Here is a 22,027-nt window from a genome sequence, read left to right on the forward strand (position 1 = left end):
CGGAACACGCCGGCCGGGAATAATTAGCGGATTTCGCTGACTTTTACGTGGTCCATATCGTCGAAAACCTGATTTTCGCCGACCATGCCCCAGATAAAGGTATAGTTTTTCGTGCCCACGCCGGCATGGATCGACCAGCTCGGTGAAATCACCGCCTGTTCGTTATGCACCAGCAGGTGACGTGTTTGCTGCGGCTGGCCCATCATATGGAATACCGCGGTTTCGTCGTCCATATCAAAATAGAAATAGACTTCCATGCGGCGTTCATGGGTATGGCACGGCATGGTGTTCCACAAGTTGCCTTCAGCCAGCTTGGTCAAACCCATGGTCAGCTGGCAGGTCGGCAATACGTCGGGAACAATAAATTTATTGATGGTGCGCAGATTGCTGGTGGCGTTGTCGCCAATGGTCTGCGGCGAGGCTTCGGCCAGCGTGATTTTACGGCTGGGGTAAGTCATATGGGCCGGGGCGCTGTTATAGTAAAACTTCGCGGGTTTAGCGGCGTCGACGCTGGTGAACTGCACGTCTTTGGCGCCCATACCCACATACAGGGCTTCCTGGTGGCCGATCTCGTAGGTTTTGCCGTCGACGACAATCACCCCGGGGCCGCCGATATTAATGACACCCAGCTCGCGGCGTTCCAGGAAATAACTCACCCCTAACTGCTTGCCGACTTCGCCGCCGATGGTCACCGCTTTGGTGACCGGCTTGATGCCGCCGACGATGATGCGGTCGATATGGCTATAGGTCATGGTGTAGGCATCTTCTTCGAAGATCTTTTCGATCATGAACTGGCTGCGCAGGCCTTCGGTATCCAGTTGTTTAGCGTGATCGCTGTGAATGCTTTGGCGAACTTGCATAGTCGTAATGCCTCTCTTTCAGAATATGTACGTAGTATGGCTTTGACCCGGGGGAAAGCGTTGTCCTTTTATTGCTGAAATGATAGTGCTACCGGGATGTGAATTCAATAAAAATGAAATATTGTTTTATTTATTTTATGAGGAGCGTCATGCTTTTGATGTTTTTCGGTTTCATTCCACAAGCCGGACCTTAAAATGAAGCAGCGGAAATACGTCGTATCCCGTCGCGCCCTTCGTCAGGATCGCGCCGGAATGGGTTGGTTAATGGAGAATAAAGCATGAAGACTTTTTATATTGACGAAGAAACGCCATGGGAAGCCGTGGGCGAGGGCGTTAAACGCAAAATCATGACCTGGAGCGACGACCTGATGATGGTCTGCGTGCATTTTGCCAAGGGCGCTATCGGCACGCCGCATCAGCATGACATCCACGATCAGATTGCCTATGTCGCCGCCGGCAGCTTCAAGGTGACCATCGAAGGCCATGAGCGGGTACTGAAAACCGGCGATGCCTACCGCGCGGTAAAGCATGAGATGCACGGCGTGGTGGCGCTGGAAGATAATAGCGTGCTGATTGATACCTTTACGCCCAAGCGCGACGATTTTCTCTGAAGCACGCCATCCCGCCGCGTGGCGCCCGCACGTGAATTTTCAGGCGGCCTCCCTGCGCGGCGGAAATAACGGCGATGCCGGCGCCGGGTTAACGGAAATGTTCGGGTGTTATTTCCGCCAGCGACGCCAGCCTGACGTCCGCCAGCACCCAGCGGGGGTCGGCGCGAAAGGCGATGTCGGGCACGACTATCGAGCGCATCCGCGCCGCTTTGGTGGCAATCATGCCGTTAAAGGAATCTTCCAGGGTGGTACAGCGCTCAGGCGCGACGCCCAGGCTTAACGCCGCCTGGATATAGACTTCAGGATGCGGTTTGCTGTAAGGCAGGTTCTGCGCCGATGCCAGATGGTCGAAATAATGGCGCAGGTCAAACATCTCCAGCACATGTTCCAGCATAAACAGCGGTGACGCCGAGGCCATGCCAATCTTCATGCCGCAATCCCTGGCGGTCTCCAGCGCATGGGCGACCCCGGGCAGCAGCGGACGGCGTTCATCCACCAACGCCAACGCGCGCTGAATGATGCTGTTGCTGACTTCCTCCAGAGAAGCCCCCTGCCACGGACTTAACTGATACCAGGCCTTCACCACCTGATCGATGCGCATACCCAATGTATCCGGAATCGCGTCATGCACCGACACGTCCATGCCCATGGCGGCGAAGACATCCAGCTCAGCCTGATGCCATAAGGGCTCGGAGTCGATAATCAGTCCATCCATATCAAATATTACAGCTTCCTTGGGTAGGGTTAACGCCATACCTTGGGCTCCTGTTTGCAAAAAAAGGGCGAGGAAAGAGGGTAGCACCAATAAAACACAGCAGAAAAGGTAAATTATAGATAAACTTAAGGGCTATGGTTGGCGTCGTTTAACAAGGGGAACGCATGACGTATCAACAAGCTGGCCGCCTGGCCGTGATCAAACGCCTCGCGGGATGGATTATTTTTATACCGGCTTTACTTTCTACCGTGATTTCTATCCTGAAATTTCTCTATCAGCATAGTGAGCAAAATAAGGGAATCAATGCGGTCATGGCTGATTTTTTCCATGTCATGATAGATATGCTGCGTTTTAACACCTCATTTCTGAATGTTTTCTGGTACAACTCGCCGCAACCGGTGTTCGATGGCCAGGGGTTTAGCGCTAACCTGATGTTCTGGCTCATTTATTTCCTGATTTTTGTCGGCCTGGCCCTGCAGGCTTCCGGCGCGCGCATGTCGCGCCAGGTCAGGCACGTGCGCGAAGGGGTCGAGGATCAGATGGTGCTGGAGCAGGCCCGCGGCAGCCAGGGGCTGAGTCGTACCCAGCTGGAGGAAAAGATCGTGATGCCGCGGCATACGATTTTGCTGCAATTTTTTCCTTTATACATCCTGCCCATTATCCTGGCGGTGGTGGGCTATTTTGTCCTCAAGCTTCTCGGCATGCTCTGAAGACGCGCGGGCAGCCGCAGGGCCGCCCGCATGGCTCCGCTTAATCACTGCTCAGTATTTTATCCAGAGCTTCGTTGGCGATGGCGATATGCTCGCCGCCAAACAGGTTGGCCCGGTTCAACAGGTAATAGAGCTGGTAAAGCGGCTGTCGTTCGATAAACCCCTTATCCAGCGGCCACACGCTCTGATAACCGTCGTAAATTTGCGGCAGCAGCCGATCGTAGAGCGGCAGCATGGCCAAATCACATTCGCGATCGCCCCAATAACACGCCGGATCGTATAAAAAACCACCCTGAGCGCTGTTGGCGCAATTATCCGGCCACAGATCGCCGTGCAGCAGTGAAGGCTGGGGCTGGCGATCGTGCAGGCGGTCCGCGACCTGGGCGATAATCTTATCAATATCGCCAAAATAGAGCCCTTTTTCCGCCGCCAACTGCAGTTGCCAGCCTATACGCTGTTCGGCGTAGAACACCGACCAGCGGCGCTGCCAGGCGTTGGGCTGCGTTACGGTGGAGAGGTCATTGTCAAAATCCAGGCCGAACTGCGGCTGCTCGCTCCATTGATGCAGCCGGGCAAGCTGCTGGCCGAGGCAATAGGCCCCGTGGGCGTCAAAAGGGCGCTCCACCAGGAATTCGAGCAGCAAAAAGCTTTCATCCTTGGCGCTGCCGACGCCGTACACCTCCGGTACCCGCACCGTATGGCTACGGGCCAGCATCGCCAGCTGATCGGCCTCGTTGGTGAATTTTTGCAGCAGCTCACGCGTATCGGACTTTACAAACACCGCGTGTTCGCCGTAACGGAGATACCAGGCGGCGTGTAACTCCCCGCCGGGCAGTTCCCGCCGTTCGCTGATTTCATCCCTGTTAAATTTTTCTGCCAACATGGTGCTAATGGCGTGCCACATCGTCATATCCCCCTACAGTCGTTTTGCCGATAAGGTATGAATTTTTTGATGACAACTCGGTGACAACTTCGCAAAAACAAGCAGCGCGGCGCAACCGCCGGCGATGCGGCGACGATGAGCCTTGGAGCGAACCGGCAACTGCACGGCCTGAAACGGCGCGTACCGGGTTCAAAAGAAAGGGCTTAATATAAAAAGCCGGACGAGCGGCTAGCGCAGGGCGCCGTTCCGTCAAGCGTTGAGAGAGTGTTGTTGCGAACGCCGCCGATGTCAACTGCTAATTCTGCAACCGATATCCGGCGGCGTGGGCTTAGGGTCTTAGATCATACTTTCCCGACGCAGGTAATCATAGATACGTCCGGTATCTTCCAGGGTACATAAGCGGGTGCCTTTATGCAGCGTGGCCGCGCTGCCCGCCGCGACGCCGTAGCGCACCATATCCAGCAAATCCGCGCCGTCGGCCAGTTTCAGCGTCATGGCGCCCACCATGCTGTCGCCGGCGCCGACGGTGCTCATTTTTTTAACCGGCGGCGGTACCACCTGGAACACATTATCCTTATCCACCGCCAGCGCGCCCTGGGGACCGAGCGACACCACCACCCGCTGGGTTTTGCCCTGTCTGATGATTTCCAGGGCCGCCTGCCTTACCGCGTCGGGATCGTTCAGTTCACGGTTGACCAGTTCGGCCAGTTCTTTTTGATTCGGCTTGACCAGCGCCAGGCTGCCGACATCCAGGCAGGCTTTCAGCGCCGGACCCGAGCTGTCGACGATACACTGCAGTCCCAGGCGTTGCGCCTCGCGCAACAGATGCTGCAGGTTTTCCACGCTCACACCCGGCGGCAGGCTACCGCTTATCACCAGCAGCGAGCCTTGCGGCAGTCCCGACAGATGGCCCTCGAACCGCTGGAATTCATCCGCCGTCAATCGTGCGCCGGGCATGACAAAGCGATACTGCTCGCCGGTGCTCGCCACGTGGACATGCAGGTTCTGCCGCGTCCAGTCCTGGGTTTCCAGCGCGACGGCGGTGACGCCCTCCGCGGTCAACAGATCGGCCAGGTGCCGTCCCGTAGGGCCGCCGACGGGAAAAAGCGCCGTGGCCCGTCCCCCCAGATGCACGATCGCCCGCGCCACATTGATGCCGCCGCCGCCCGGCTCGAACTGGGGCGCGGAGCAGCGCAGCTTGCCTTCGGCATACATGCGGTCGGTGGTGGTGGCGCTATCCAGCGAAGGCGCCAGGGTCAGGGTCGTTATTTGGGTCATAACAATCTCCTTATAATGAAATGGCTCCCAGCATAGCACCAATCGCCACCCGTCCCAGGCGCGTAAAAAGCGGCGCTGTCATTATTTTTATTTTTTCGCTCAAGTTTCTGCCCCGCCGGACGATATAGGCATAGACGATTGAGGGGGAACGCGATGAATAGCAAATCAGAACAACGTTGGAAGTGGATTAGCCTGCTTTTACTGGTCGTTTTAGCCGGATTGTCAGGCGTCTTGATGCAGGTTAACGGCCAGATGTAACGCACTGACGCCCAGCGACCCGCAAGGCATGCTGAAAAGAGGGAAAAGGGTGTCCGTTACGTGATCCAGTAAGCGTTTTTGATAGATTAAATGTATTAAAGAATGATCCAGATCCTGTTTTTTATACAAGAATTGGCGTAGGATTATTCTTAAAAGATGTCAGGTAAATGTGAGGTGGTTATGGATCAGTTCTATCGTTTAACGTTGCCCAGCATAGTATTGATATGCATGGCTTTTTGGGTCGCTGTCGTTACTGCTTTGGTATAATTTACCTCATGATGACATGCTGATTCAAACAAACCCGCTTCGGCGGGTTTGCTGCTTTTTGGTGCAAAACCATTTTTTTTACTTGACACTTTATACGCCATGATAATGTTCTGTTGAGCCACGATTATAAAGATGTTTGCATTCTGTAGCAAAAACGCCGCCCGCCGTTTTCACCAGATAGCCCTCCGTTTCTGGCGTAGCGCCGGCATGATTGCCGGCATCTATCGGGCTGTGCTTATTTCTTTATTATATACCTTGGCCGGTTTTTAGTTTCCATATAGATACGGCCGATATATTCACCCAATACCCCTATGCCGATCAGCTGCACACCGCCTAAAAACAGAATGGCCGTCATCAGGGATGGATAACCGGGCACGTTATTGCCCCAGACCAATTTGTCGATGACCATCCAGATAGCGTAGAAAAAAGAGGACAGGGCGACGCTCAGTCCGATGTAGGACCACATGCGCAGGGGGAAAGTGGAAAAACTGGTGATGCCCTCGATAGCGAGGTTCCATAATTTCCAGCCGTTGAATTTGGATTCGCCGGCCACGCGGCTGGCGCGGGAGTATTCCACTACCGCGGTGCGTCCGCCCACCCAGGAAAGAATTCCCTTCATAAACAGGTTCCGCTCGGGCAAGGTGAGAATATTATCCACCACCTCGCGGGACATTAAGCGGAAATCACCGACGTTTTCCTCGATTTTGGGCGAACTGATTTTATTATGCAGTTTATAGAACCATTCGGCGGTTGTGCGTTTCATCCGGCTGTCGGTCATGCGGTCCGAGCGTTTTGCCAGGACGATATCCGCGCCGTCGCGCCATTTATCGATTAGCCGGGGGATGACGTCGATCGGGTCTTGTAAATCGACATCGATGGGAATGACCGCCTCGCCGCCGGCATAACGCAGCCCGGCGAACAGGGCGGGTTCCTTGCCGAAATTGCGGGTAAAGTCAACCTTTTTAACCAGGCTGTCGGCCAATGCCAGCGCGTCGATGATCTCAGCGGTATTGTCCCGGCTGCCGTCGTTGATAAACACTATTTCCACTTCAAATTGCCGCAGGGGCTCAAATTCCCGCACCGCTTTATAAAACAGCGGTATGGCTTCAGCTTCATTATAAACAGGGACAACCAGTGATATTTTCATGAATCATTTCCAACGAAACGGAGCATGTTGAAGAACAAACGTCGCCGCGCGGGAGCTTAGCACCACGGACGATACAAAGGGACACAATTGTTATGGATTTTTAGCGCTTATCACCCTTTTGTTTACGCCTATCACGGCAGACGCTGGATTTTCGCACGCCGCCGGGCCCGGCGGCGTATCCCGGCGCTTAAGGCAATAGGGGAGCCTGGGGACGGGGGCGCGGAACAAGGGAAATTTTTGTAGATGCCAATAAGTTCATGGTGTTACTATCAGGCCCTGGTTGCGGTGTCATACAGCGGCGCTAACAGAAATTGTGCGCGCCTTTGTGTCCATATTTCGTAAGGTATAACGAGATAGCACAATCAACCTTCTGATTTTACTATATAAATTAAATTTGTATGTGGTCTTGCGTATGGATCACCACTGCAAATTAAGGAAACCACCATGCCTGTTATTACTCTTCCTGATGGAAGCCAGCGTCAGTTCGATCATCCCGTATCACCCCTTGATGTGGCCCGCGATATCGGTCCCGGCCTGGCGAAAGCCTGTATTGCCGGACGCGTGAACGGCGAACTGGTCGACGCCGTCGATTTGATTACCGATGATGCCCAACTGGCCATTATCACCGCTAAAGACGAAGCCGGGCTGGAGATCATCCGCCACTCCTGCGCGCATTTGCTGGGACACGCCATCAAGCAGCTGTGGCCCGACACCAAGATGGCCATCGGCCCGGTAATCGACAAAGGTTTTTATTACGACGTGGATCTGGAGCGGACGCTGACCCAGGAAGATCTCGACCTGCTGGAAAAGCGTATGCACGAGCTGGCCGATAAAGACTATGACGTCATTAAGGAAAAAGTGAGCTGGCAGCAGGCGCGCGATACGTTTGTCGCCCGCGGCGAGCAGTATAAGGTGGCGATCCTGGATGAAAATATCAGCCATGACGACCGGCCAGGCCTGTATCACCATGAAGAATATGTTGATATGTGCCGCGGTCCGCACGTGCCCAATATGCGCTTTTGCCATCATTTCAAGCTGCAGAAGACGTCCGGCGCCTATTGGCGCGGCGACAGCAAAAATAAAATGCTGCAGCGCATCTACGGCACCGCCTGGGGCGATAAAAAACAGCTCAACACCTATCTGCAGCACCTGGAAGAGGCCGCCAAGCGCGACCACCGCAAAATAGGCAAGCAGCTCGATTTGTACCATATGCAGGAAGAAGCGCCGGGCATGGTGTTCTGGCACAATGACGGCTGGACCATTTTTCGCGAGCTGGAAGCCTTTGTGCGCATGAAGCTCAAGGCGTACCACTATCAGGAAGTAAAGGGTCCCTTTATGATGGACCGTGTCCTGTGGGAAAAAACGGGCCATTGGGAAAACTATGCCGAGCATATGTTCACCACGTCCTCGGAAAACCGCGAATACTGCATTAAGCCGATGAACTGCCCCGGCCATGTGCAGATTTTCAACCAGGGATTGAAATCCTACCGCGACCTGCCGCTGCGCATGGCCGAGTTCGGCAGTTGCCATCGCAACGAACCGTCCGGCTCGCTGCACGGCCTGATGCGCGTGCGGGGGTTTACCCAGGATGACGCCCATATCTTTTGTACCGAGGACCAGGTGCGGGATGAAGTAAACAATTGCATCAAAATGGTGTATGATATTTACAGCACGTTTGGCTTCGATAATATCCTGGTTAAACTTTCCACCCGGCCGGCTAAGCGTATCGGTACCGACGATACCTGGGATCGGGCGGAAAAAGACCTGGCCGCCGCGTTGACTGAAAACGGCATCGCGTTTGAATATCAGCCGGGTGAAGGGGCGTTTTACGGTCCTAAGATTGAATTTACCCTGCTTGATTGCCTGGATCGCGCCTGGCAGTGCGGCACGGTACAGTTGGACTTTTCCTTGCCGGGTCGCCTGAGCGCCTCTTATATAGGCGAGAACAACGAGCGTTTGGTACCGGTAATGATCCATCGCGCCATATTGGGTTCGATGGAGCGGTTTATCGGTATCCTGACCGAAGAATATGCGGGTTTTTATCCTACCTGGCTGGCGCCGACCCAGGTTGTGGTGATGAATATCACCGACAATCAGTCTGATTACGTCGCAAAAGTGACAGAAAGATTGTCCGCAGCCGGCATTCGTGTAAAAGCGGACTTGAGAAATGAGAAAATAGGCTTTAAAATCCGCGAGCATACTTTGCGTCGGGTGCCCTATATGCTGGTCTGCGGTGATAAAGAAACCGAAGCGGGCAAAGTTGCCGTGCGTACACGCCGCGGCATCGATTTGGGCAGCATCGACGTTAACGAGATTATTGAAAAGCTGCAGCAAGAGATACGCAGCCGTAATCTTCATCAACTGGAGGTATAAAGTATTAAAGGCGGAAAACGAGTTCAACCGGCGCGTCCGAATCGTATCAACCGAGAAATTCGCGCGGCAGAGGTTCGTCTGACGGGAATCGACGGCGAGCAAATCGGCATAGTCAGCCTCAACGAAGCGCTTGAGAAAGCCGAGGAGTCGGGTGTTGATTTAGTTGAAATCAGCCCTAATGCCGAGCCGCCGGTTTGCCGAATCATGGATTACGGCAAGTTCCTCTATGAGAAGAGCAAGTCCACCAAAGAGCAGAAAAAGAAACAAAAAGTTATTCAGGTTAAGGAAATCAAATTCCGGCCTGGTACCGACGAAGGCGACTATCAGGTAAAACTACGCAACCTGATTCGTTTTCTGGAAGACGGCGATAAAGCCAAAATCACCCTGCGGTTTCGTGGACGTGAAATGGCGCATCAGCAGATCGGTATCGAAGTGCTTAACCGCGTTCGTGACGATTTGAGTGAACTGGCGGTAGTTGAGTCTTTCCCGAGTAAAATCGAAGGACGCCAGATGATCATGGTGCTCGCACCCAAGAAGAAACAATAAGGCCTGACAAGTAGGGCAGCCTGGCGCCAAACGGCGGTAAGTTGCCTTCGCCTCATTGCTTCATTTTATCAACAATGCGCAGTAGAGAAATAGACAATGCCAAAAATCAAGACAGTACGCGGTGCTGCCAAGCGCTTTAAGAAAACCGCTTCCGGCGGCTTCAAGCGCAAGCATGCTAACCTGCGTCATATTCTGACCAAAAAAGCCACTAAGCGTAAACGTCACCTGCGTCCTAAATCCATGGTCTCCAAAGGCGATCTGGGTTTGGTCATCGCATGTCTGCCGTACGCATAAGCGTCATTTTAACTGGTTCGAATAAGACTTTAGGAGAGAGCATATGGCTCGCGTAAAACGTGGTGTGACAGCTCGTGCACGTCACAAAAAGATTCTGAAAAAAGCGAAAGGTTATTATGGCGCCCGTTCACGCGTCTACCGTGTTGCCTTTCAGGCGGTTATCAAAGCAGGCCAATATGCCTACCGTGACCGCCGTCAGAAGAAACGTCAGTTCCGTCAACTGTGGATCGCGCGTATTAACGCCGCTGCCCGCCAGAACGGCATATCATACAGTCGTTTCATTAACGGCCTGAAAAAAGCCTCTATTGAAATTGACCGTAAAATCCTGGCAGACATCGCTGTATTCGACAAAGTGGCGTTTACCGCCCTTGCCGAAAAAGCGAAAGGCGCGCTGGCGTGATATGAATGAGAGAGGGAGTTTAACTCCCTCTTTTATTTTTTGGATTTATTTATTACGCTAGTATCAATCACCTAACGGATACTTCCCCGACAACGTTTAAGGTAATGCAAGCATGAATGCTGCCATTTTCCGCTTCTTTTTTTACTTTAGCACCTGATCCCGGGGGCTTGCGCGTAAGAAAAGAAACGAAAAATAGCGCTAAAGCCTCCCGGTGTGGAGGTTTTTTTTTGCTCGCCATTAACGATTAAGCCATTAAGGCCGGAAAAAGAGGAAAGCAATGCCACATCTGAGAGATTTGGTTGTGCAAGCCAAAGCAGCCATCGCACAAGCCCAGGACAGCGCGGCGCTCGATAACGTGCGCGTCGAATATCTTGGCAAAAAAGGGCATTTAACCCTGCAAATGACCACCTTACGCGATTTGCCGGCGGAAGAGCGGCCGGCGGCGGGCGCGGTGATCAACCAGGTTAAGCTGGAGGTGCAGCAGGCGCTGAATGAACGTAAGGAAAGCCTGGAGTCGCAGGCGCTCAATGCCCGCCTGGCGCAGGAGACCCTGGATGTATCGTTACCCGGCAGACGTATGGAGAATGGCGGGCTGCATCCGGTGACCCGCACTATTTCCCGCATTGAGCACTTCTTCGGCGAACTGGGTTTTTCTGTGGCCACCGGCCCGGAGATTGAAGATGATTATCATAACTTCGACGCCCTGAATATCCCTGCCCACCATCCGGCCAGGGCGGATCATGATACCTTTTGGTTCGACGCCACGCGGTTGTTGCGCACCCAGACCTCCGGCGTGCAGATCCGCACCATGAAAAATCAACAGCCGCCGATCCGCATCATTGCCCCGGGACGCGTTTATCGTAACGACTACGATCAGACCCATACCCCGATGTTTCACCAGATGGAAGGGCTGATCATTGATACCAATATCAGTTTTACCAACCTGAAGGGAACCTTGCACGATTTCCTGCGCAATTTCTTTGAAGAAGACCTGCAGGTACGGTTCCGCCCGTCTTATTTCCCTTTTACCGAACCCTCCGCCGAAGTCGATGTGATGGGTAAAAATGGCAAATGGCTCGAAGTGTTGGGCTGCGGCATGGTGCATCCGAACGTATTACGCAATGTCGGTATTGACCCCGAAGTCTACTCCGGTTTTGCGTTCGGCATGGGCATGGAACGCTTGACGATGTTACGTTACGGTGTCACAGATTTGCGCGCATTCTTCGAAAACGATCTGCGTTTTCTTAAACAGTTTAAATAGGGCGGGACGAGCACATGAAATTCAGTGAACTTTGGCTGCGTGAATGGGTGAATCCCGCTATCACCAGCGATGAGCTGGCGGAACAGATCACCATGGCCGGCCTGGAAGTCGACGGCGTCGCCGAGGCCGCCCCCGCCTTCACCGGCGTGGTGGTGGGCCGGGTAGCGCAATGCCGCCAGCATCCCAACGCCGATAAACTGCGGGTGACCAAAATCGATATCGGCGGCGACGCGCTGCTGGATATCGTCTGCGGTGCGCCCAATTGCCGCGAAGGCTTGACGGTGGCGGTGGCGACCATCGGCGCCGTGCTGCCGGGTGATGTTAAGATCAAAGCCGCTAAACTGCGCGGCGAGCCGTCCGAAGGCATGCTGTGCTCCTTTACCGAGCTGGGCCTGGCGGACGACCATAGCGGCATTATCGAACTGCCCGCGGATGCCCCGCTGGGCGTCGATATCCGCGATTATTTGCAGCTTGACGATCGTATTATCGATATCAGCGTTACGCCTAACCGGGCCGATTGCCTGGGACTTATCGGCATAGCCCGCGACGTGGCGTTAATCAACCGCCTGCCGCTGAACATACCGGCCATCGAGGTTGTGGCGCCGGTTATCGAGGACCGGTTGCCGATCCGCGTCGATGCCCCCGACGCCTGTCCGCGCTATCTTGGCCGCGTGATCAAGGGGATAAACGTCGCCGCGCCCACGCCGTTGTGGATGAAGGAAAAGCTGCGCCGCTGCGGCCTGCGTTCAGTGGACGCGGTGGTGGACATTACCAATTTTGTCCTGCTGGAACTAGGGCAGCCGATGCATGCGTTTGATCTGCAACGCATTGACGGCGGCATCGTGGTGCGCATGGCGGAAGAAGGCGAAAGCCTGACGCTGCTGGACGGGACGCAAACCCGCCTGCGGGCCGATACGCTGGTCATTGCCGATCGGGAAAAGGCATTGGCGCTGGGCGGTATTTTCGGCGGCGAATTCTCCGGCATCAGCGCCGACACCCAGGATGTGGTATTGGAGTGCGCTTTTTTCAGCCCCTTGGCTATCGCTGGCCGCGCGCGCCGCTACGGCCTGCACACCGACGCATCGCATCGCTATGAGCGCGGCGTGGATCCCGCGTTGCAGCACCGGGCCATGGAGCGCGCCACCGGCCTGCTGCTGGCTATCTGCGGCGGCCGGCCTGGGCCGGTTGTGGACGTGAGCGCACCGTCCGCGCTGCCGCGCCAGGCCACCATCACCCTGCGCCGCGAAAAACTCGATCGCCTGATAGGCCACCGCGTTCCCGATGCCGATGTCGGTGATATCCTGTCACGGCTGGGATGTACCGTGACCGCAGGGCAAGACAACTGGCAAGCGGTGGCGCCGACCTGGCGTTTTGATATGGAGATCGAAGAAGATTTGGTGGAAGAAGTGGCCCGGGTGTTTGGCTACAACAACATTCCGAATGTGCCCGTGCGCGCCAATCTGGAAATGACCCGGCACCAGGAGGCGGCATTGCCGCTTAATCGCGTAAAAACGCTGCTGGTGGATCGGGGTTATCAGGAAGCGATCACTTACAGCTTTGTCGATCCGAAGATACAATCACTGCTGCACCCTGACCAGGAGCCGCTGCTGCTGCCCAGCCCCATCTCGGTGGAAATGTCCGCCATGCGGTTGTCCCTGTGGAGTGGACTTTTGGGCGCGGTGGTTTACAACCAGAACCGCCAGCAAAACCGGATTCGTTTATTCGAAAGTGGACTGCGCTTTGTTCCTGATAAAACAGCGGACCTCGGCATTCGTCAGGATCTTATGCTGGCGGGGGTCATTACCGGTCCGCGTTTTGACGAACATTGGGATCTTGCGCGCCAGCCGGTGGATTTTTACGATTTGAAAGGCGATCTTGAATCATTACTTGAACTTACCGGCAAACTTGCTGATATTGAATTCAAACCTGAGCATAATCCCGCTTTACACCCGGGCCAGAGCGCGGCATTGTATTTAGCAGGGGAACATATTGGATTTATTGGCGTTATACACCCTGAACTTGAAGCAAAGCTGGATTTAAATGGCCGTACCCTGGTCTTTGAACTACGCTGGGATAAGGTTGCAGCGCGTAAAGTTCCTGAAGCCAGTGACATTTCACGCTTCCCGGCCAACCGCCGCGACATCGCTATTGTGGTGGCTGAAAGTGTCCCTGCAGCAGATATTATGGCAGAGTGTAAGAAAGTTGGCGCAAATCAGGTAGTTGGCGTAAACTTGTTTGATGTGTACCGGGGGAAGGGCGTAGCGGAAGGTTTTAAGAGCCTGGCTATCAGCCTGATACTACAGGATACCGCTCGTACACTGGAAGAAGAGGCTATTGCCGCGACCGTAGCAAAATGTGTGGCGGCACTAAAACAGCGATTCCAAGCATCCTTGAGGGATTGAACCTATGGCGCTTACTAAAGCTGAAATGTCAGAATACCTGTTTGAAAAGCTCGGGCTGAGCAAACGGGATGCCAAAGAAATAGTGGAACTGTTTTTTGAGGAAGTCCGGCGAGCGCTGGAAAATGGCGAGCAGGTAAAATTATCCGGTTTTGGTAATTTTGATCTGCGCGACAAAAATCAACGTCCAGGGCGTAATCCGAAAACCGGTGAAGATATTCCTATCACTGCCCGGCGGGTGGTGACGTTTCGTCCGGGGCAAAAGTTGAAAAGCCGTGTCGAGAATGCCTCACCTAAAGAGTGATGTATTGTCCTCTCTCTGAAAAGGCCGCCCCGTGCGGCCTTTTTTTTCGTCAACATGGCGGGTGCCGGCGGGAAAGGGGCGGCATGCGTTACCCGTCAGGGCATTATCATCATGCCCGCTTCTTTTAGCACCCGGGGGAAATCCGTACCGGCGCCCCGCGGGATGGCGGATTGTCAGGTTTTGGTAAGGGGATCGCCTGTTTATCGTAAAGGCGACATTGTCTGATAGTGGCGGCCGTTGGCCGCTGCTATAACGGCGGCAAATCGTATCTGTATCACAGGTAGATATCATGAGAAAGACCACCTTATTATGTGCGCTGGCGCTGCTGATGCCCTGCGGCGCGCTGGCGGATGTATTTATCAGCACCAATAATCCCGGCATGGTGATTAACCTGGGCAGCCAGGATCAGCGCGGTTATTTCTGGGATGGCGACGAGTGGCGTCCGCCGCACTGGTGGTACGATCACCGCGGCCGGCATGTCGGCGAACGCAACGAGCGCGGGTGGTTTTGGGATGGTTACCAATGGCGTACGCCACAGTGGTGGTACGAACATGAGGATGATGATATCGGCGATCGTAATGATTTCGGCTGGTACTGGGACGGCGGGCGCTGGATAGAGGAAATGCCTGACGGCATGCGCAACGACCGGGGCCAGTATTGGTATAACGGTATCTGGACCATAGCGCCGCCGCCAGGCTATGGCCGGCGCGGGCGCAACTATCATGAACCGAGCCGGCGGCAGGAATTTTCCACCTGGGATCATAACGACAGGCACGATAGCCGGCCGCAGCAGAACGGCGGCGGACAGTGGCATCAGGGCGGCAATGATAACCGGCCGCAGCAGAACGGCGGCGGTCAGCCGCACCAGGGCGGCAATGATAACCGGCCGCAGCAGAACGGCGGCGGTCAGCCGCACCAGGGCGGCAATGACAACCGGCCGCAGCAGAACGGCGGTGGGCAGCCGCACCAGGGCGGCAATGATAACCGGCCGCAGCAGAACGGCGGCGGTCAGCCGCACCAGGGTGGCAATGACAACCGGCCGCAGCAGAACGGCGGCGGTCAGCCGCACCAGGGCGGCAATGATAACCGGCCGCAGCAGAACGGCGGCGGTCAGCCGCACCAGGGCGGCAATGACAACCGGCCGCAGCAGAACGGCGGCGGGCAGCCGCACCAGGGCGGCAATGATAACCGGCCGCAGCAGAACGGCGGCGGTCAGCCGCACCAGGGCGGCAATGAAATAATCAGGCCGAAGCCGCATTAAACACGGCCAAAGCCCGTTTAGGGATGCGGGGCCGTGGGCGGCAGTTCGCCGTAAAGCATCGGGGCTCAGTGTGAGTATTTCGTCAGGTTAGCGTAAGAGTAATGCAAATCCGTGCTTGTCTGATAGTGGCATTTTGCCGCGGCTGTTATAACCACTGCAAATGGATTCAGGGACACAGAATATGAAACAAAAAGCAGTATTTTTGGCCATGGCTCTTTTGGCAACGCCTTGCGTCATCCCCACGGGCGCCATGGCGGGCATGCTGGTCCATACCTCTGCCCAGGGCGTCTCGGTGCAAATCGGCGCGCGTAACGATCGGGGCTATTACTGGGATGGCTATGACTGGCGTACTCCGACCTGGTGGCGTGGACACAAGGGCAAGCATGTAGGCGAACGCAACACCCGCGGCGAATATTGGGATGGCGGCCGCTGGTCGCCCAAGCCGCCCGCGGGACAAGGTAAAACCGCCAAGGCGCGCCAGCAGCCGGTGGCGCATAAAACAACGTCCCGCAATACCGGCGCCGATCATAATACCCACGCCCAGCCTAACGGTGATAACGGCAAGCAGGGACAGGCACAGAGCGGCCATGAGAGCAAAAGTCAGGAAAACCAACACCAGGGAAGCGGCGGCGAACCGATAAAACCGCCGCAACAATAACAACAGAGTTAATATTGACCCTATGGGTCACCTTACCCGGCGCCATCTGATTCCCCACTTATGGCGCCGGTTTTTTTACCTTCAGCACCTCCCGCCCCGCCGGTAAAACGCCGTTTATCCCGTCGATATCACAACCTTCATTTTCCCGCCATTGGCGCTACCGCTTTGCCGTTAATCCCGGTAGGATAAAAGCCCGTTTTCCGTGCCCAGATAACCTTGTATTACCGGACCTTAAGTGATGATGCCGTCAAACAGTCCACTTTTCAGCGATCTGAAATATCGGCAATCCCGTCGCGATGCCGCGCGCGTCCGCGTTTTGGCGCTGTTTGTGTTTATTGCCCTGCTGGTGAGCCTGTGCGCCGGCGATGTCTGGTACTGGCCGACCCAATGGCTTGACGACACGCCCCGCATGTTCATCTGGCAACTGAGGCTGCCCCGCGCCCTGGCGGTGATGGCCGTCGGCGCGGCGCTGGCGCTGGCCGGCGCCGCGATGCAGAATATTTTTGAAAATCCGCTGGCCGAGCCAGGATTGCTGGGCGTGGCCAACGGCGCAGGCGTAGCGCTTACCCTCGGCGTACTGCTTGGCCGGGGGACGATACCGGTGTGGGGCCTGGGTCTGTGCGCGGTGGCCGGCGCGCTGGCGATTACGCTGCTGCTGCTGTGGTTTGCCAGACGCCGCGCCTCCAACGCCCGGCTACTGCTGGTCGGGGTCGCGCTTGGCATTGTTTGCAGCGCCGTGATGACCTGGGCGGTCTATTTCAGTACCAGCCTGGATCTGCGCCAATTATTATATTGGATGATGGGGGGCTTTGGCGGCGTGGACTGGCGCGACAAATGGCTGGTATTGTCCCTGCTGCCCTTTATTCTCTGGCTGTGCCTGCAGGGCCGGGTGATGAACCTGCAGGCCTTGGGCGAACAGCAGGCGATGCAATTGGGCTTACCGGTGTTTGTCTGGCGCAATGTGTTTGTACTGGCCTTCGGCTGGATGGTGGGCATCAGCGTAGCCCTGGCCGGCGTGATTGGTTTTATCGGCCTGGTGGTCCCGCATATCTTGCGTTTATGGGGATTAACCGATCACCGACGGCTGCTTCCCGGCTGCGCCCTGGCCGGCGCGGGCATACTGCTGCTGGCGGATGTGATTGCCCGCATCGCGCTGTATGCCGCGGAACTGCCGATAGGCGTGGTAACCGCCACCCTTGGCTCGCCGATATTTATCTGGCTATTAATCCGGATAAGAGGATAAGCTGGTGTATGGCGTTAAGCTGCTGATTTTAACTGTAACCCGTAGGAGATTCAGATGAGTGATACCCTTTATACCCTGCCGCTGAAGACCATTACCGGGGAAGTTACCACCCTGGAAAATTACCGGGGCTCGGTACTGCTGATTGTCAACGTCGCCTCGAAATGCGGTCTGACCGATCAATACGAAGGACTGGAAGCGCTTTATAAAACCTGGCATGCCCAGGGGCTGGAGGTTTTAGGCTTTCCCTCCAATGAGTTTGCCGGCCAGGAACCCGGCAGCGATGAAGAGATACTGGCCTTTTGTCGCGGGACATTCGGCGTCGAATTTCCCATGTTCAGTAAAATTGAAGTCAACGGCGAGCAGCGCCACCCGCTTTACCGGGCGCTGATCGCCGCGAAACCCACGGCGATAAAACCGCAGGGCAGCGCATTTTATGAGCGCCTGGCGGGAAAAGGGCGCGCGCCTAAGCAGCCGCAGGATATTTTATGGAATTTTGAAAAATTCCTGGTAGGGCGCGACGGTACCGTCCTCGAACGCTTTGCCCCGGATATGACGCCTCAGGATCCCATTCTCCTCGATGCCGTCAAACGGGCCCTGGCGCAATAAACGGCGCACCGGCCATGCAGCCGCCGTTATTACTGGATCTGCGGCGCGTATCGGTGCCGCGGCGCCTGGCGAAGATATCGGTCCAAGTACCGCCCGGCAGCCTGATCCATATCATCGGACCTAACGGCGCGGGGAAAAGCACGCTGCTGGCCTGTATCGCCGGCCTGATGGCGTCGGCGGGGGACGTCAGCCTGCTCGGCCGGCCGGTGGGACAGTGGCATGGCGCCGACCTGGCCCTGCGCCGGGGCTATTTATGCCAGCAGGCGCTGCCCTCCACCGCCATGCCGGTATTCCAGTATCTGATGCTGCATCAGCCGCGCAACGCCGACGAGGCCGCGATTGATCGGACCGTGGCATATCTGGCCGCGGCCTTGTCGCTGGCGGATAAACTCGACCGCCCGTTAAGCCAGCTATCCGGCGGCGAATGGCAACGGGTAAGGCTAGCGGCGGTATTTCTGCAGATCTGGCCGGACGTGAACCCCCTTGGCCGGCTACTGCTGCTCGACGAACCCGCCGCCAGCCTGGATATCGCCCAGCGCGTGGCCCTGGATGCGCTGCTGGCGGAAGTCGCGGCCGCGGGGCTCGGCGTGCTGATCTGCGCCCATGATCTTAACCATACCCTGCATCATGCCGGCCGGGTGTGGCTTATGTCCTCCGGCGCCCTGGCGGCGCAGGGCAGCGCGGGGCAGGTTATGCGTCCCGAGATCCTTTCGCCGGTGTTCGGCGTGGATTTTACCCTGCTCCAGGCCGGCGAGCGCCCCTGGCTGGTGGCATCGGGCCCGTCTTTACCGTCGCAGCGGATGATTTCGGGCGCTTCTTAATCAGCATGGTCAATATAAAGAGTCATAAGTAGAAAATGAGACGGATGTCCTTTTGGCTGTTGGCAGTAACGTTATTGATTACCGGCTGTAGCCACCATGCGCCCAGTCCCGACCCGCGGCTGGCCAACGCCAGCGTGGTGCAATCCCGTCTCCATGCGCAGCTGCGCCAATGGCACGGCACGCCCTACCGCTATGGCGGTCTGAACCAGGACGGGGTGGACTGCTCCGGTTTTGTCTATCGCACCTTCAGGGACCGGTTTGACATCATATTACCGCGCTCCACAGAGGCGCAGACTAAAGTCGGCACGCGCATCTCTCGTGACGATCTATTGCCGGGGGATCTGGTGTTTTTCAAAACGGGCAGCGGCGCCAACGGACTGCATGTGGGTATCTATGATACCGACGATCTGTTTATCCATGCCTCGACCAGCCGCGGCGTCATACGCTCATCGCTGGACAATGTTTACTGGCGCAAAGCCTATTGGCAGGCGCGGCGTATTTAACCGGCTGATTTAACGTCGTCACGACGGGAGAAAGTATGTCATCCCTGCGGCTATTTTTGTCCGATTCCTACGATCCCTGGTTTAACCTGGCGGTGGAAGAGTGTATTTTCCGCCAGATGCCGGCCACCCAACGCGTGCTGTTTTTATGGCGCAATGCGGATACGGTGGTGATTGGCCGCGCGCAGAATCCCTGGAAAGAATGCAATACCCGGCGCATGGCGCAGGACCATATCAAACTGGCCCGGCGTAGCAGCGGAGGCGGCGCGGTATTTCACGATCTGGGTAATACGTGCTTCACTTTTATGGCCGGCAAGCCGGGCTATGATAAATCCATTTCCACCCAAATCATCCTCAATGGCCTGCGCAATATGGGTATCGCGGCGACCGCGTCGGGGCGCAACGACCTGGTGCTGGGCACCTCCGACGGCGAGCGTAAAATCTCCGGCTCCGCCTATCGCGAAACGGCTGATCGGGGATTTCACCACGGCACTCTGCTGCTCAACGCCGATCTGGACCGACTGGCGTTATACCTTAATCCCGATGTGAAAAAATTACAGGCAAAGGGCATTTCCTCGGTGCGCGCCAGGGTGGCCAATCTTGTCGAGGTGCTGCCCGCTATCGAGCATCACCAGTTATGCCGCTACCTGAGCGACGCGTTCAGCCAATGGTATGGCGAACCGGTGATGCCCGAAATCATTTCGCCGGACAAGGTGCCGGACCTGCCCGGGTTTGCTGCGCAATTTGCCAAACAAAGCAGTTGGGAATGGAATTTTGGCCAGGCGCCGGCCTTCAGCCATACGCTGGATGCGCGTTTTGCCTGGGGCGGGGTGGAATTGCATATGGACATGGAACACGGCGTGATAACCCGCTGCCAACTCTTTACCGACAGTTTGAATCCCAGTCCCCTGGAGGCATTGGCCAGGGCATTGCCCGGCGTAACCTATCGTCCCGCCGATATGGCATTGGCTTGCCGGCGGATAATGGCCGATTTTGCGCAGGACCGCGACGCGCTGGAAGACGTCAGCGCGTGGTTGAGCGACGCCGTGCGCTAAAAGGAATTTTTCCCGGCGGCATGGCCGGCCATGGCTCATGCGGCGGCAAGCGGTGACGGGGAGACCGGTGGTCGCACTACAGGTATGTCGCCGGACGTTCTACACTTGAGTAAGGAGGCACCATGGCACAGACCCCGATATTCAAGAATAGCTATTTCCACCAGTTGCCCGGTTTTTATACCGCTCTTGCGCCCACGCCGCTGCGCGGCGCACGATTGCTTTACCATAGCGCGGCATTGGCCGGCGAGCTGGCTCTTGCCGATGAACTGTTCGACGAGCGGCATGCGGCGATATGGTCCGGCGAACAGCTGCTGCCCGGCATGCAGCCGCTGGCGCAGGTTTACAGTGGCCATCAGTTCGGCGCCTGGGCGGGCCAACTGGGCGACGGGCGCGGCATACTGCTCGGCGAACAGCAACTGGCGGACGGAAGGTCGATGGACTGGCATCTGAAAGGCGCCGGCCTCACGCCCTATTCGCGCATGGGGGACGGCCGCGCGGTGCTGCGTTCCGTGGTACGCGAGTTTCTGGCGTCCGAAGCGCTGCATTATCTTGGCATCGGCACGACGCGGGCACTGACCATCGTCACCAGCGACGAGCCGGTATGGCGCGAAAAAGCGGAGCCGGGCGCCATGCTGCTGCGGGTGGCGCCAAGCCATGTGCGCTTTGGGCATTTCGAGCATTTCTACTACCGGCGCGAACCCGATAAGGTACGCCAGTTGGCGGATTATGTTATCGGCCGCCACTGGCCGCAATGGCTGGGCCTGGAAGATCGCTACCGTTTATGGCTGACGGATGTGGTGGAAAGGACGGCGCGCATGATTGCCCAGTGGCAGGCGGTGGGATTTGCCCACGGCGTGATGAATACCGACAACATGTCGATTTTGGGCATTACCATAGATTATGGCCCCTTTGGTTTTCTTGATGCGTACCAGCCGGATTATATCTGCAACCATACCGACCATCAGGGCCGCTATGCGTTTGACAACCAGCCGGCGGTGGGTTTATGGAATTTGCATCGACTGGCGCAGGCGTTATCCGGCCTGATGCCGGTCGACTCTCTTGAGCGGGCGCTGGCTTGCTATGAACCGGCGCTAATGGACGCTTATGGCGAGGAGATGCGCGCCAAACTGGGCTTTACCACGCGCGATCGACAAGATAATGATATTCTCACCGGCCTGCTTGGACTCATGGCGCGTGAAGGCAGCGACTACACTCAGGTGTTTCGCTTGTTAAGTGAAAGCGAGGCTCGCAATCCGCGCTCGCCGCTACGCGATGAAATGAAAGACCTGGCGGGTTTTGACAGCTGGTATCAGTCTTACCGCCGCCGGCTACTGCAGGAAGACGTCGATAACGATCGGCGCAGGCAGGCCATGCTGGCTAAAAACCCCAACATCATCCTGCGCAACTATCTGGCCCAGCAGGCTATCGACGGCGCTGAACAAAACGACACCGCTTTTTTAGCCAGGCTTCACCAGGCCCTGCGCCGTCCGTTTGATGGCGATGCGGCGTTTAACGACCTGGCCGCGCCGCCGCCGGAGTGGGGCAGGCATTTGGAGATATCCTGTTCAAGTTGAGGT

At 56.4% G+C, this 22,027-nt stretch carries 24 protein-coding genes and 1 other annotated feature; of the genes, 18 read left to right on the forward strand and 6 right to left on the reverse strand.

What is annotated here, in order from left to right; all coding sequences use genetic code 11:
• Positions 1-23: 23 nt before the first annotated feature.
• Positions 24-860 carry a 5-dehydro-4-deoxy-D-glucuronate isomerase gene (gene kduI, locus ACL2XM_RS08730; RefSeq protein ID WP_413732747.1) on the reverse strand — a complete coding sequence of 279 codons (837 nt, stop codon included), beginning with the start codon at positions 858-860 and terminating at the stop codon, positions 24-26.
• Between the two features lie 278 nt (positions 861-1,138).
• Between kduI and ACL2XM_RS08735 the strand changes: the two genes are divergently transcribed.
• Entirely contained in the window at positions 1,139-1,471 is a 333-nt protein-coding gene (locus ACL2XM_RS08735) for a cupin domain-containing protein (protein WP_413728388.1), read from the forward strand.
• A gap of 88 nt (positions 1,472-1,559) precedes the next feature.
• Here ACL2XM_RS08735 and hxpB read toward each other — a convergent pair whose 3' ends face one another.
• Positions 1,560-2,225, reverse strand: coding sequence for a hexitol phosphatase HxpB (hxpB, locus tag ACL2XM_RS08740; protein WP_410014986.1), 666 nt, complete (start codon positions 2,223-2,225; stop codon positions 1,560-1,562).
• Between the two features lie 125 nt (positions 2,226-2,350).
• Here hxpB and ACL2XM_RS08745 point away from each other — a divergent pair, with 125 nt between their 5' ends.
• The gene (locus ACL2XM_RS08745) at positions 2,351-2,896 is read left to right on the forward strand and encodes a YniB family protein (protein WP_410014987.1); all 546 of its coding nucleotides are present in this window, start codon (positions 2,351-2,353) and stop codon (positions 2,894-2,896) included.
• A gap of 40 nt (positions 2,897-2,936) precedes the next feature.
• On the opposite strand, the gene ACL2XM_RS08750 is transcribed toward ACL2XM_RS08745, so the two are convergent.
• The 4 genes from ACL2XM_RS08750 to ACL2XM_RS08765 form a co-directional block, all read right to left on the reverse strand.
• Positions 2,937-3,800: a fructosamine kinase family protein gene (locus ACL2XM_RS08750; RefSeq protein WP_410014988.1), complete on the reverse strand. Its 864-nt coding sequence runs from the start codon at positions 3,798-3,800 to the stop codon at positions 2,937-2,939.
• A 315-nt stretch (positions 3,801-4,115) separates the two neighbouring features.
• Positions 4,116-5,057, reverse strand: a complete 942-nt coding sequence (gene pfkB, locus ACL2XM_RS08755) for a 6-phosphofructokinase II (protein ID WP_410014989.1) — start codon at positions 5,055-5,057, stop codon at positions 4,116-4,118.
• Between the two features lie 449 nt (positions 5,058-5,506).
• Positions 5,507-5,683 (reverse strand): hypothetical protein, encoded by a 177-nt coding sequence (locus ACL2XM_RS08760; RefSeq protein WP_410014990.1) that lies wholly within the window; start codon positions 5,681-5,683, stop codon positions 5,507-5,509.
• A 134-nt stretch (positions 5,684-5,817) separates the two neighbouring features.
• The gene (locus tag ACL2XM_RS08765; RefSeq protein ID WP_413722910.1) at positions 5,818-6,729 is read right to left on the reverse strand and encodes a glycosyltransferase family 2 protein; all 912 of its coding nucleotides are present in this window, start codon (positions 6,727-6,729) and stop codon (positions 5,818-5,820) included.
• Between the two features lie 444 nt (positions 6,730-7,173).
• Between ACL2XM_RS08765 and thrS the strand changes: the two genes are divergently transcribed.
• The 16 genes from thrS (at position 7,174) to ACL2XM_RS08845 (ending at position 22,024) form a co-directional block, all read left to right on the forward strand.
• Positions 7,174-9,102: a threonine--tRNA ligase gene (gene thrS, locus ACL2XM_RS08770; RefSeq protein ID WP_410014992.1), complete on the forward strand. Its 1,929-nt coding sequence runs from the start codon at positions 7,174-7,176 to the stop codon at positions 9,100-9,102.
• A gap of 3 nt (positions 9,103-9,105) precedes the next feature.
• Positions 9,106-9,648 carry a translation initiation factor IF-3 gene (infC, locus tag ACL2XM_RS08775; protein ID WP_162365931.1) on the forward strand — a complete coding sequence of 181 codons (543 nt, stop codon included), beginning with the start codon at positions 9,106-9,108 and terminating at the stop codon, positions 9,646-9,648.
• Positions 9,649-9,744: 96 nt separating this feature from the next.
• Positions 9,745-9,942 carry a 50S ribosomal protein L35 gene (gene rpmI, locus ACL2XM_RS08780; RefSeq protein WP_162365777.1) on the forward strand — a complete coding sequence of 66 codons (198 nt, stop codon included), beginning with the start codon at positions 9,745-9,747 and terminating at the stop codon, positions 9,940-9,942.
• A 43-nt stretch (positions 9,943-9,985) separates the two neighbouring features.
• The gene (gene rplT, locus ACL2XM_RS08785; RefSeq protein ID WP_162365778.1) at positions 9,986-10,342 is read left to right on the forward strand and encodes a 50S ribosomal protein L20; all 357 of its coding nucleotides are present in this window, start codon (positions 9,986-9,988) and stop codon (positions 10,340-10,342) included.
• Between the two features lie 107 nt (positions 10,343-10,449).
• Positions 10,450-10,572, forward strand: a sequence feature (Phe leader region).
• Positions 10,455-10,499, forward strand: coding sequence for a pheST operon leader peptide PheM (pheM, locus tag ACL2XM_RS08790; protein ID WP_001386830.1), 45 nt, complete (start codon positions 10,455-10,457; stop codon positions 10,497-10,499). Its footprint overlaps the feature before it by 45 nt.
• 47 nt (positions 10,573-10,619) lie before the next feature.
• Positions 10,620-11,603 (forward strand): phenylalanine--tRNA ligase subunit alpha, encoded by a 984-nt coding sequence (pheS, locus tag ACL2XM_RS08795; RefSeq protein ID WP_410014993.1) that lies wholly within the window; start codon positions 10,620-10,622, stop codon positions 11,601-11,603.
• Between the two features lie 14 nt (positions 11,604-11,617).
• Positions 11,618-14,005, forward strand: coding sequence for a phenylalanine--tRNA ligase subunit beta (pheT, locus tag ACL2XM_RS08800; protein WP_413722909.1), 2,388 nt, complete (start codon positions 11,618-11,620; stop codon positions 14,003-14,005).
• Positions 14,006-14,009: 4 nt separating this feature from the next.
• A complete protein-coding gene (gene ihfA, locus ACL2XM_RS08805; RefSeq protein WP_011411244.1) occupies positions 14,010-14,306 on the forward strand; it encodes an integration host factor subunit alpha in 297 nt (98 codons plus the stop codon).
• 289 nt (positions 14,307-14,595) lie between these two features.
• Positions 14,596-15,567 (forward strand): DUF2502 domain-containing protein, encoded by a 972-nt coding sequence (locus tag ACL2XM_RS08810; protein ID WP_413732749.1) that lies wholly within the window; start codon positions 14,596-14,598, stop codon positions 15,565-15,567.
• A gap of 181 nt (positions 15,568-15,748) precedes the next feature.
• Positions 15,749-16,225: a DUF2502 domain-containing protein gene (locus ACL2XM_RS08815; protein WP_413732751.1), complete on the forward strand. Its 477-nt coding sequence runs from the start codon at positions 15,749-15,751 to the stop codon at positions 16,223-16,225.
• A 241-nt stretch (positions 16,226-16,466) separates the two neighbouring features.
• Positions 16,467-17,468: a vitamin B12 ABC transporter permease BtuC gene (gene btuC / locus ACL2XM_RS08820; protein ID WP_410016822.1), complete on the forward strand. Its 1,002-nt coding sequence runs from the start codon at positions 16,467-16,469 to the stop codon at positions 17,466-17,468.
• Positions 17,469-17,522: 54 nt separating this feature from the next.
• Positions 17,523-18,074 carry a glutathione peroxidase gene (locus tag ACL2XM_RS08825; protein WP_413730406.1) on the forward strand — a complete coding sequence of 184 codons (552 nt, stop codon included), beginning with the start codon at positions 17,523-17,525 and terminating at the stop codon, positions 18,072-18,074.
• A 14-nt stretch (positions 18,075-18,088) separates the two neighbouring features.
• Positions 18,089-18,895, forward strand: a complete 807-nt coding sequence (gene btuD, locus ACL2XM_RS08830; protein WP_413732752.1) for a vitamin B12 ABC transporter ATP-binding protein BtuD — start codon at positions 18,089-18,091, stop codon at positions 18,893-18,895.
• Positions 18,896-18,939: 44 nt separating this feature from the next.
• Positions 18,940-19,398 (forward strand): C40 family peptidase, encoded by a 459-nt coding sequence (locus tag ACL2XM_RS08835; protein ID WP_410014999.1) that lies wholly within the window; start codon positions 18,940-18,942, stop codon positions 19,396-19,398.
• 35 nt (positions 19,399-19,433) lie between these two features.
• A complete protein-coding gene (locus ACL2XM_RS08840; protein ID WP_413732753.1) occupies positions 19,434-20,450 on the forward strand; it encodes a lipoate--protein ligase A in 1,017 nt (338 codons plus the stop codon).
• Positions 20,451-20,572: 122 nt separating this feature from the next.
• Complete coding sequence (locus ACL2XM_RS08845) at positions 20,573-22,024, forward strand: protein adenylyltransferase SelO (protein WP_413722905.1); 1,452 nt, start codon at positions 20,573-20,575, stop codon at positions 22,022-22,024.
• Positions 22,025-22,027: the final 3 nt, after the last annotated feature.

This window comes from Sodalis sp. RH20, assembly GCF_047324205.1.
In the GTDB taxonomy this organism is placed as follows: domain Bacteria; phylum Pseudomonadota; class Gammaproteobacteria; order Enterobacterales; family Enterobacteriaceae; genus Acerihabitans.

Bases quoted from the DNA above. Each gene is read 5' to 3' on its own strand.
- ACL2XM_RS08765 (WP_413722910.1), bottom strand. From the start codon at position 6,729: ATGAAAATATCACTGGTTGTCCCTGTTTATAATGAAGCTGAAGCCATA.
- ACL2XM_RS08735 (WP_413728388.1), top strand. From the start codon at position 1,139: ATGAAGACTTTTTATATTGACGAAGAAACGCCATGGGAAGCCGTGGGC.
- rpmI (WP_162365777.1), top strand. From the start codon at position 9,745: ATGCCAAAAATCAAGACAGTACGCGGTGCTGCCAAGCGCTTTAAGAAA.
- ACL2XM_RS08745 (WP_410014987.1), top strand. From the start codon at position 2,351: ATGACGTATCAACAAGCTGGCCGCCTGGCCGTGATCAAACGCCTCGCG.
- btuD (WP_413732752.1), top strand. From the start codon at position 18,089: ATGCAGCCGCCGTTATTACTGGATCTGCGGCGCGTATCGGTGCCGCGG.
- ACL2XM_RS08835 (WP_410014999.1), top strand. From the start codon at position 18,940: ATGTCCTTTTGGCTGTTGGCAGTAACGTTATTGATTACCGGCTGTAGC.
- ACL2XM_RS08760 (WP_410014990.1), bottom strand. From the start codon at position 5,683: ATGGCGTATAAAGTGTCAAGTAAAAAAAATGGTTTTGCACCAAAAAGC.
- pheS (WP_410014993.1), top strand. From the start codon at position 10,620: ATGCCACATCTGAGAGATTTGGTTGTGCAAGCCAAAGCAGCCATCGCA.
- thrS (WP_410014992.1), top strand. From the start codon at position 7,174: ATGCCTGTTATTACTCTTCCTGATGGAAGCCAGCGTCAGTTCGATCAT.
- rplT (WP_162365778.1), top strand. From the start codon at position 9,986: ATGGCTCGCGTAAAACGTGGTGTGACAGCTCGTGCACGTCACAAAAAG.
- ACL2XM_RS08750 (WP_410014988.1), bottom strand. From the start codon at position 3,800: ATGTGGCACGCCATTAGCACCATGTTGGCAGAAAAATTTAACAGGGAT.
- kduI (WP_413732747.1), bottom strand. From the start codon at position 860: ATGCAAGTTCGCCAAAGCATTCACAGCGATCACGCTAAACAACTGGAT.
- ACL2XM_RS08815 (WP_413732751.1), top strand. From the start codon at position 15,749: ATGAAACAAAAAGCAGTATTTTTGGCCATGGCTCTTTTGGCAACGCCT.
- ACL2XM_RS08840 (WP_413732753.1), top strand. From the start codon at position 19,434: ATGTCATCCCTGCGGCTATTTTTGTCCGATTCCTACGATCCCTGGTTT.
- ACL2XM_RS08825 (WP_413730406.1), top strand. From the start codon at position 17,523: ATGAGTGATACCCTTTATACCCTGCCGCTGAAGACCATTACCGGGGAA.
- hxpB (WP_410014986.1), bottom strand. From the start codon at position 2,225: ATGGCGTTAACCCTACCCAAGGAAGCTGTAATATTTGATATGGATGGA.
- ACL2XM_RS08810 (WP_413732749.1), top strand. From the start codon at position 14,596: ATGAGAAAGACCACCTTATTATGTGCGCTGGCGCTGCTGATGCCCTGC.
- btuC (WP_410016822.1), top strand. From the start codon at position 16,467: ATGCCGTCAAACAGTCCACTTTTCAGCGATCTGAAATATCGGCAATCC.
- ACL2XM_RS08845 (WP_413722905.1), top strand. From the start codon at position 20,573: ATGGCACAGACCCCGATATTCAAGAATAGCTATTTCCACCAGTTGCCC.
- ihfA (WP_011411244.1), top strand. From the start codon at position 14,010: ATGGCGCTTACTAAAGCTGAAATGTCAGAATACCTGTTTGAAAAGCTC.
- pheT (WP_413722909.1), top strand. From the start codon at position 11,618: ATGAAATTCAGTGAACTTTGGCTGCGTGAATGGGTGAATCCCGCTATC.
- pfkB (WP_410014989.1), bottom strand. From the start codon at position 5,057: ATGACCCAAATAACGACCCTGACCCTGGCGCCTTCGCTGGATAGCGCC.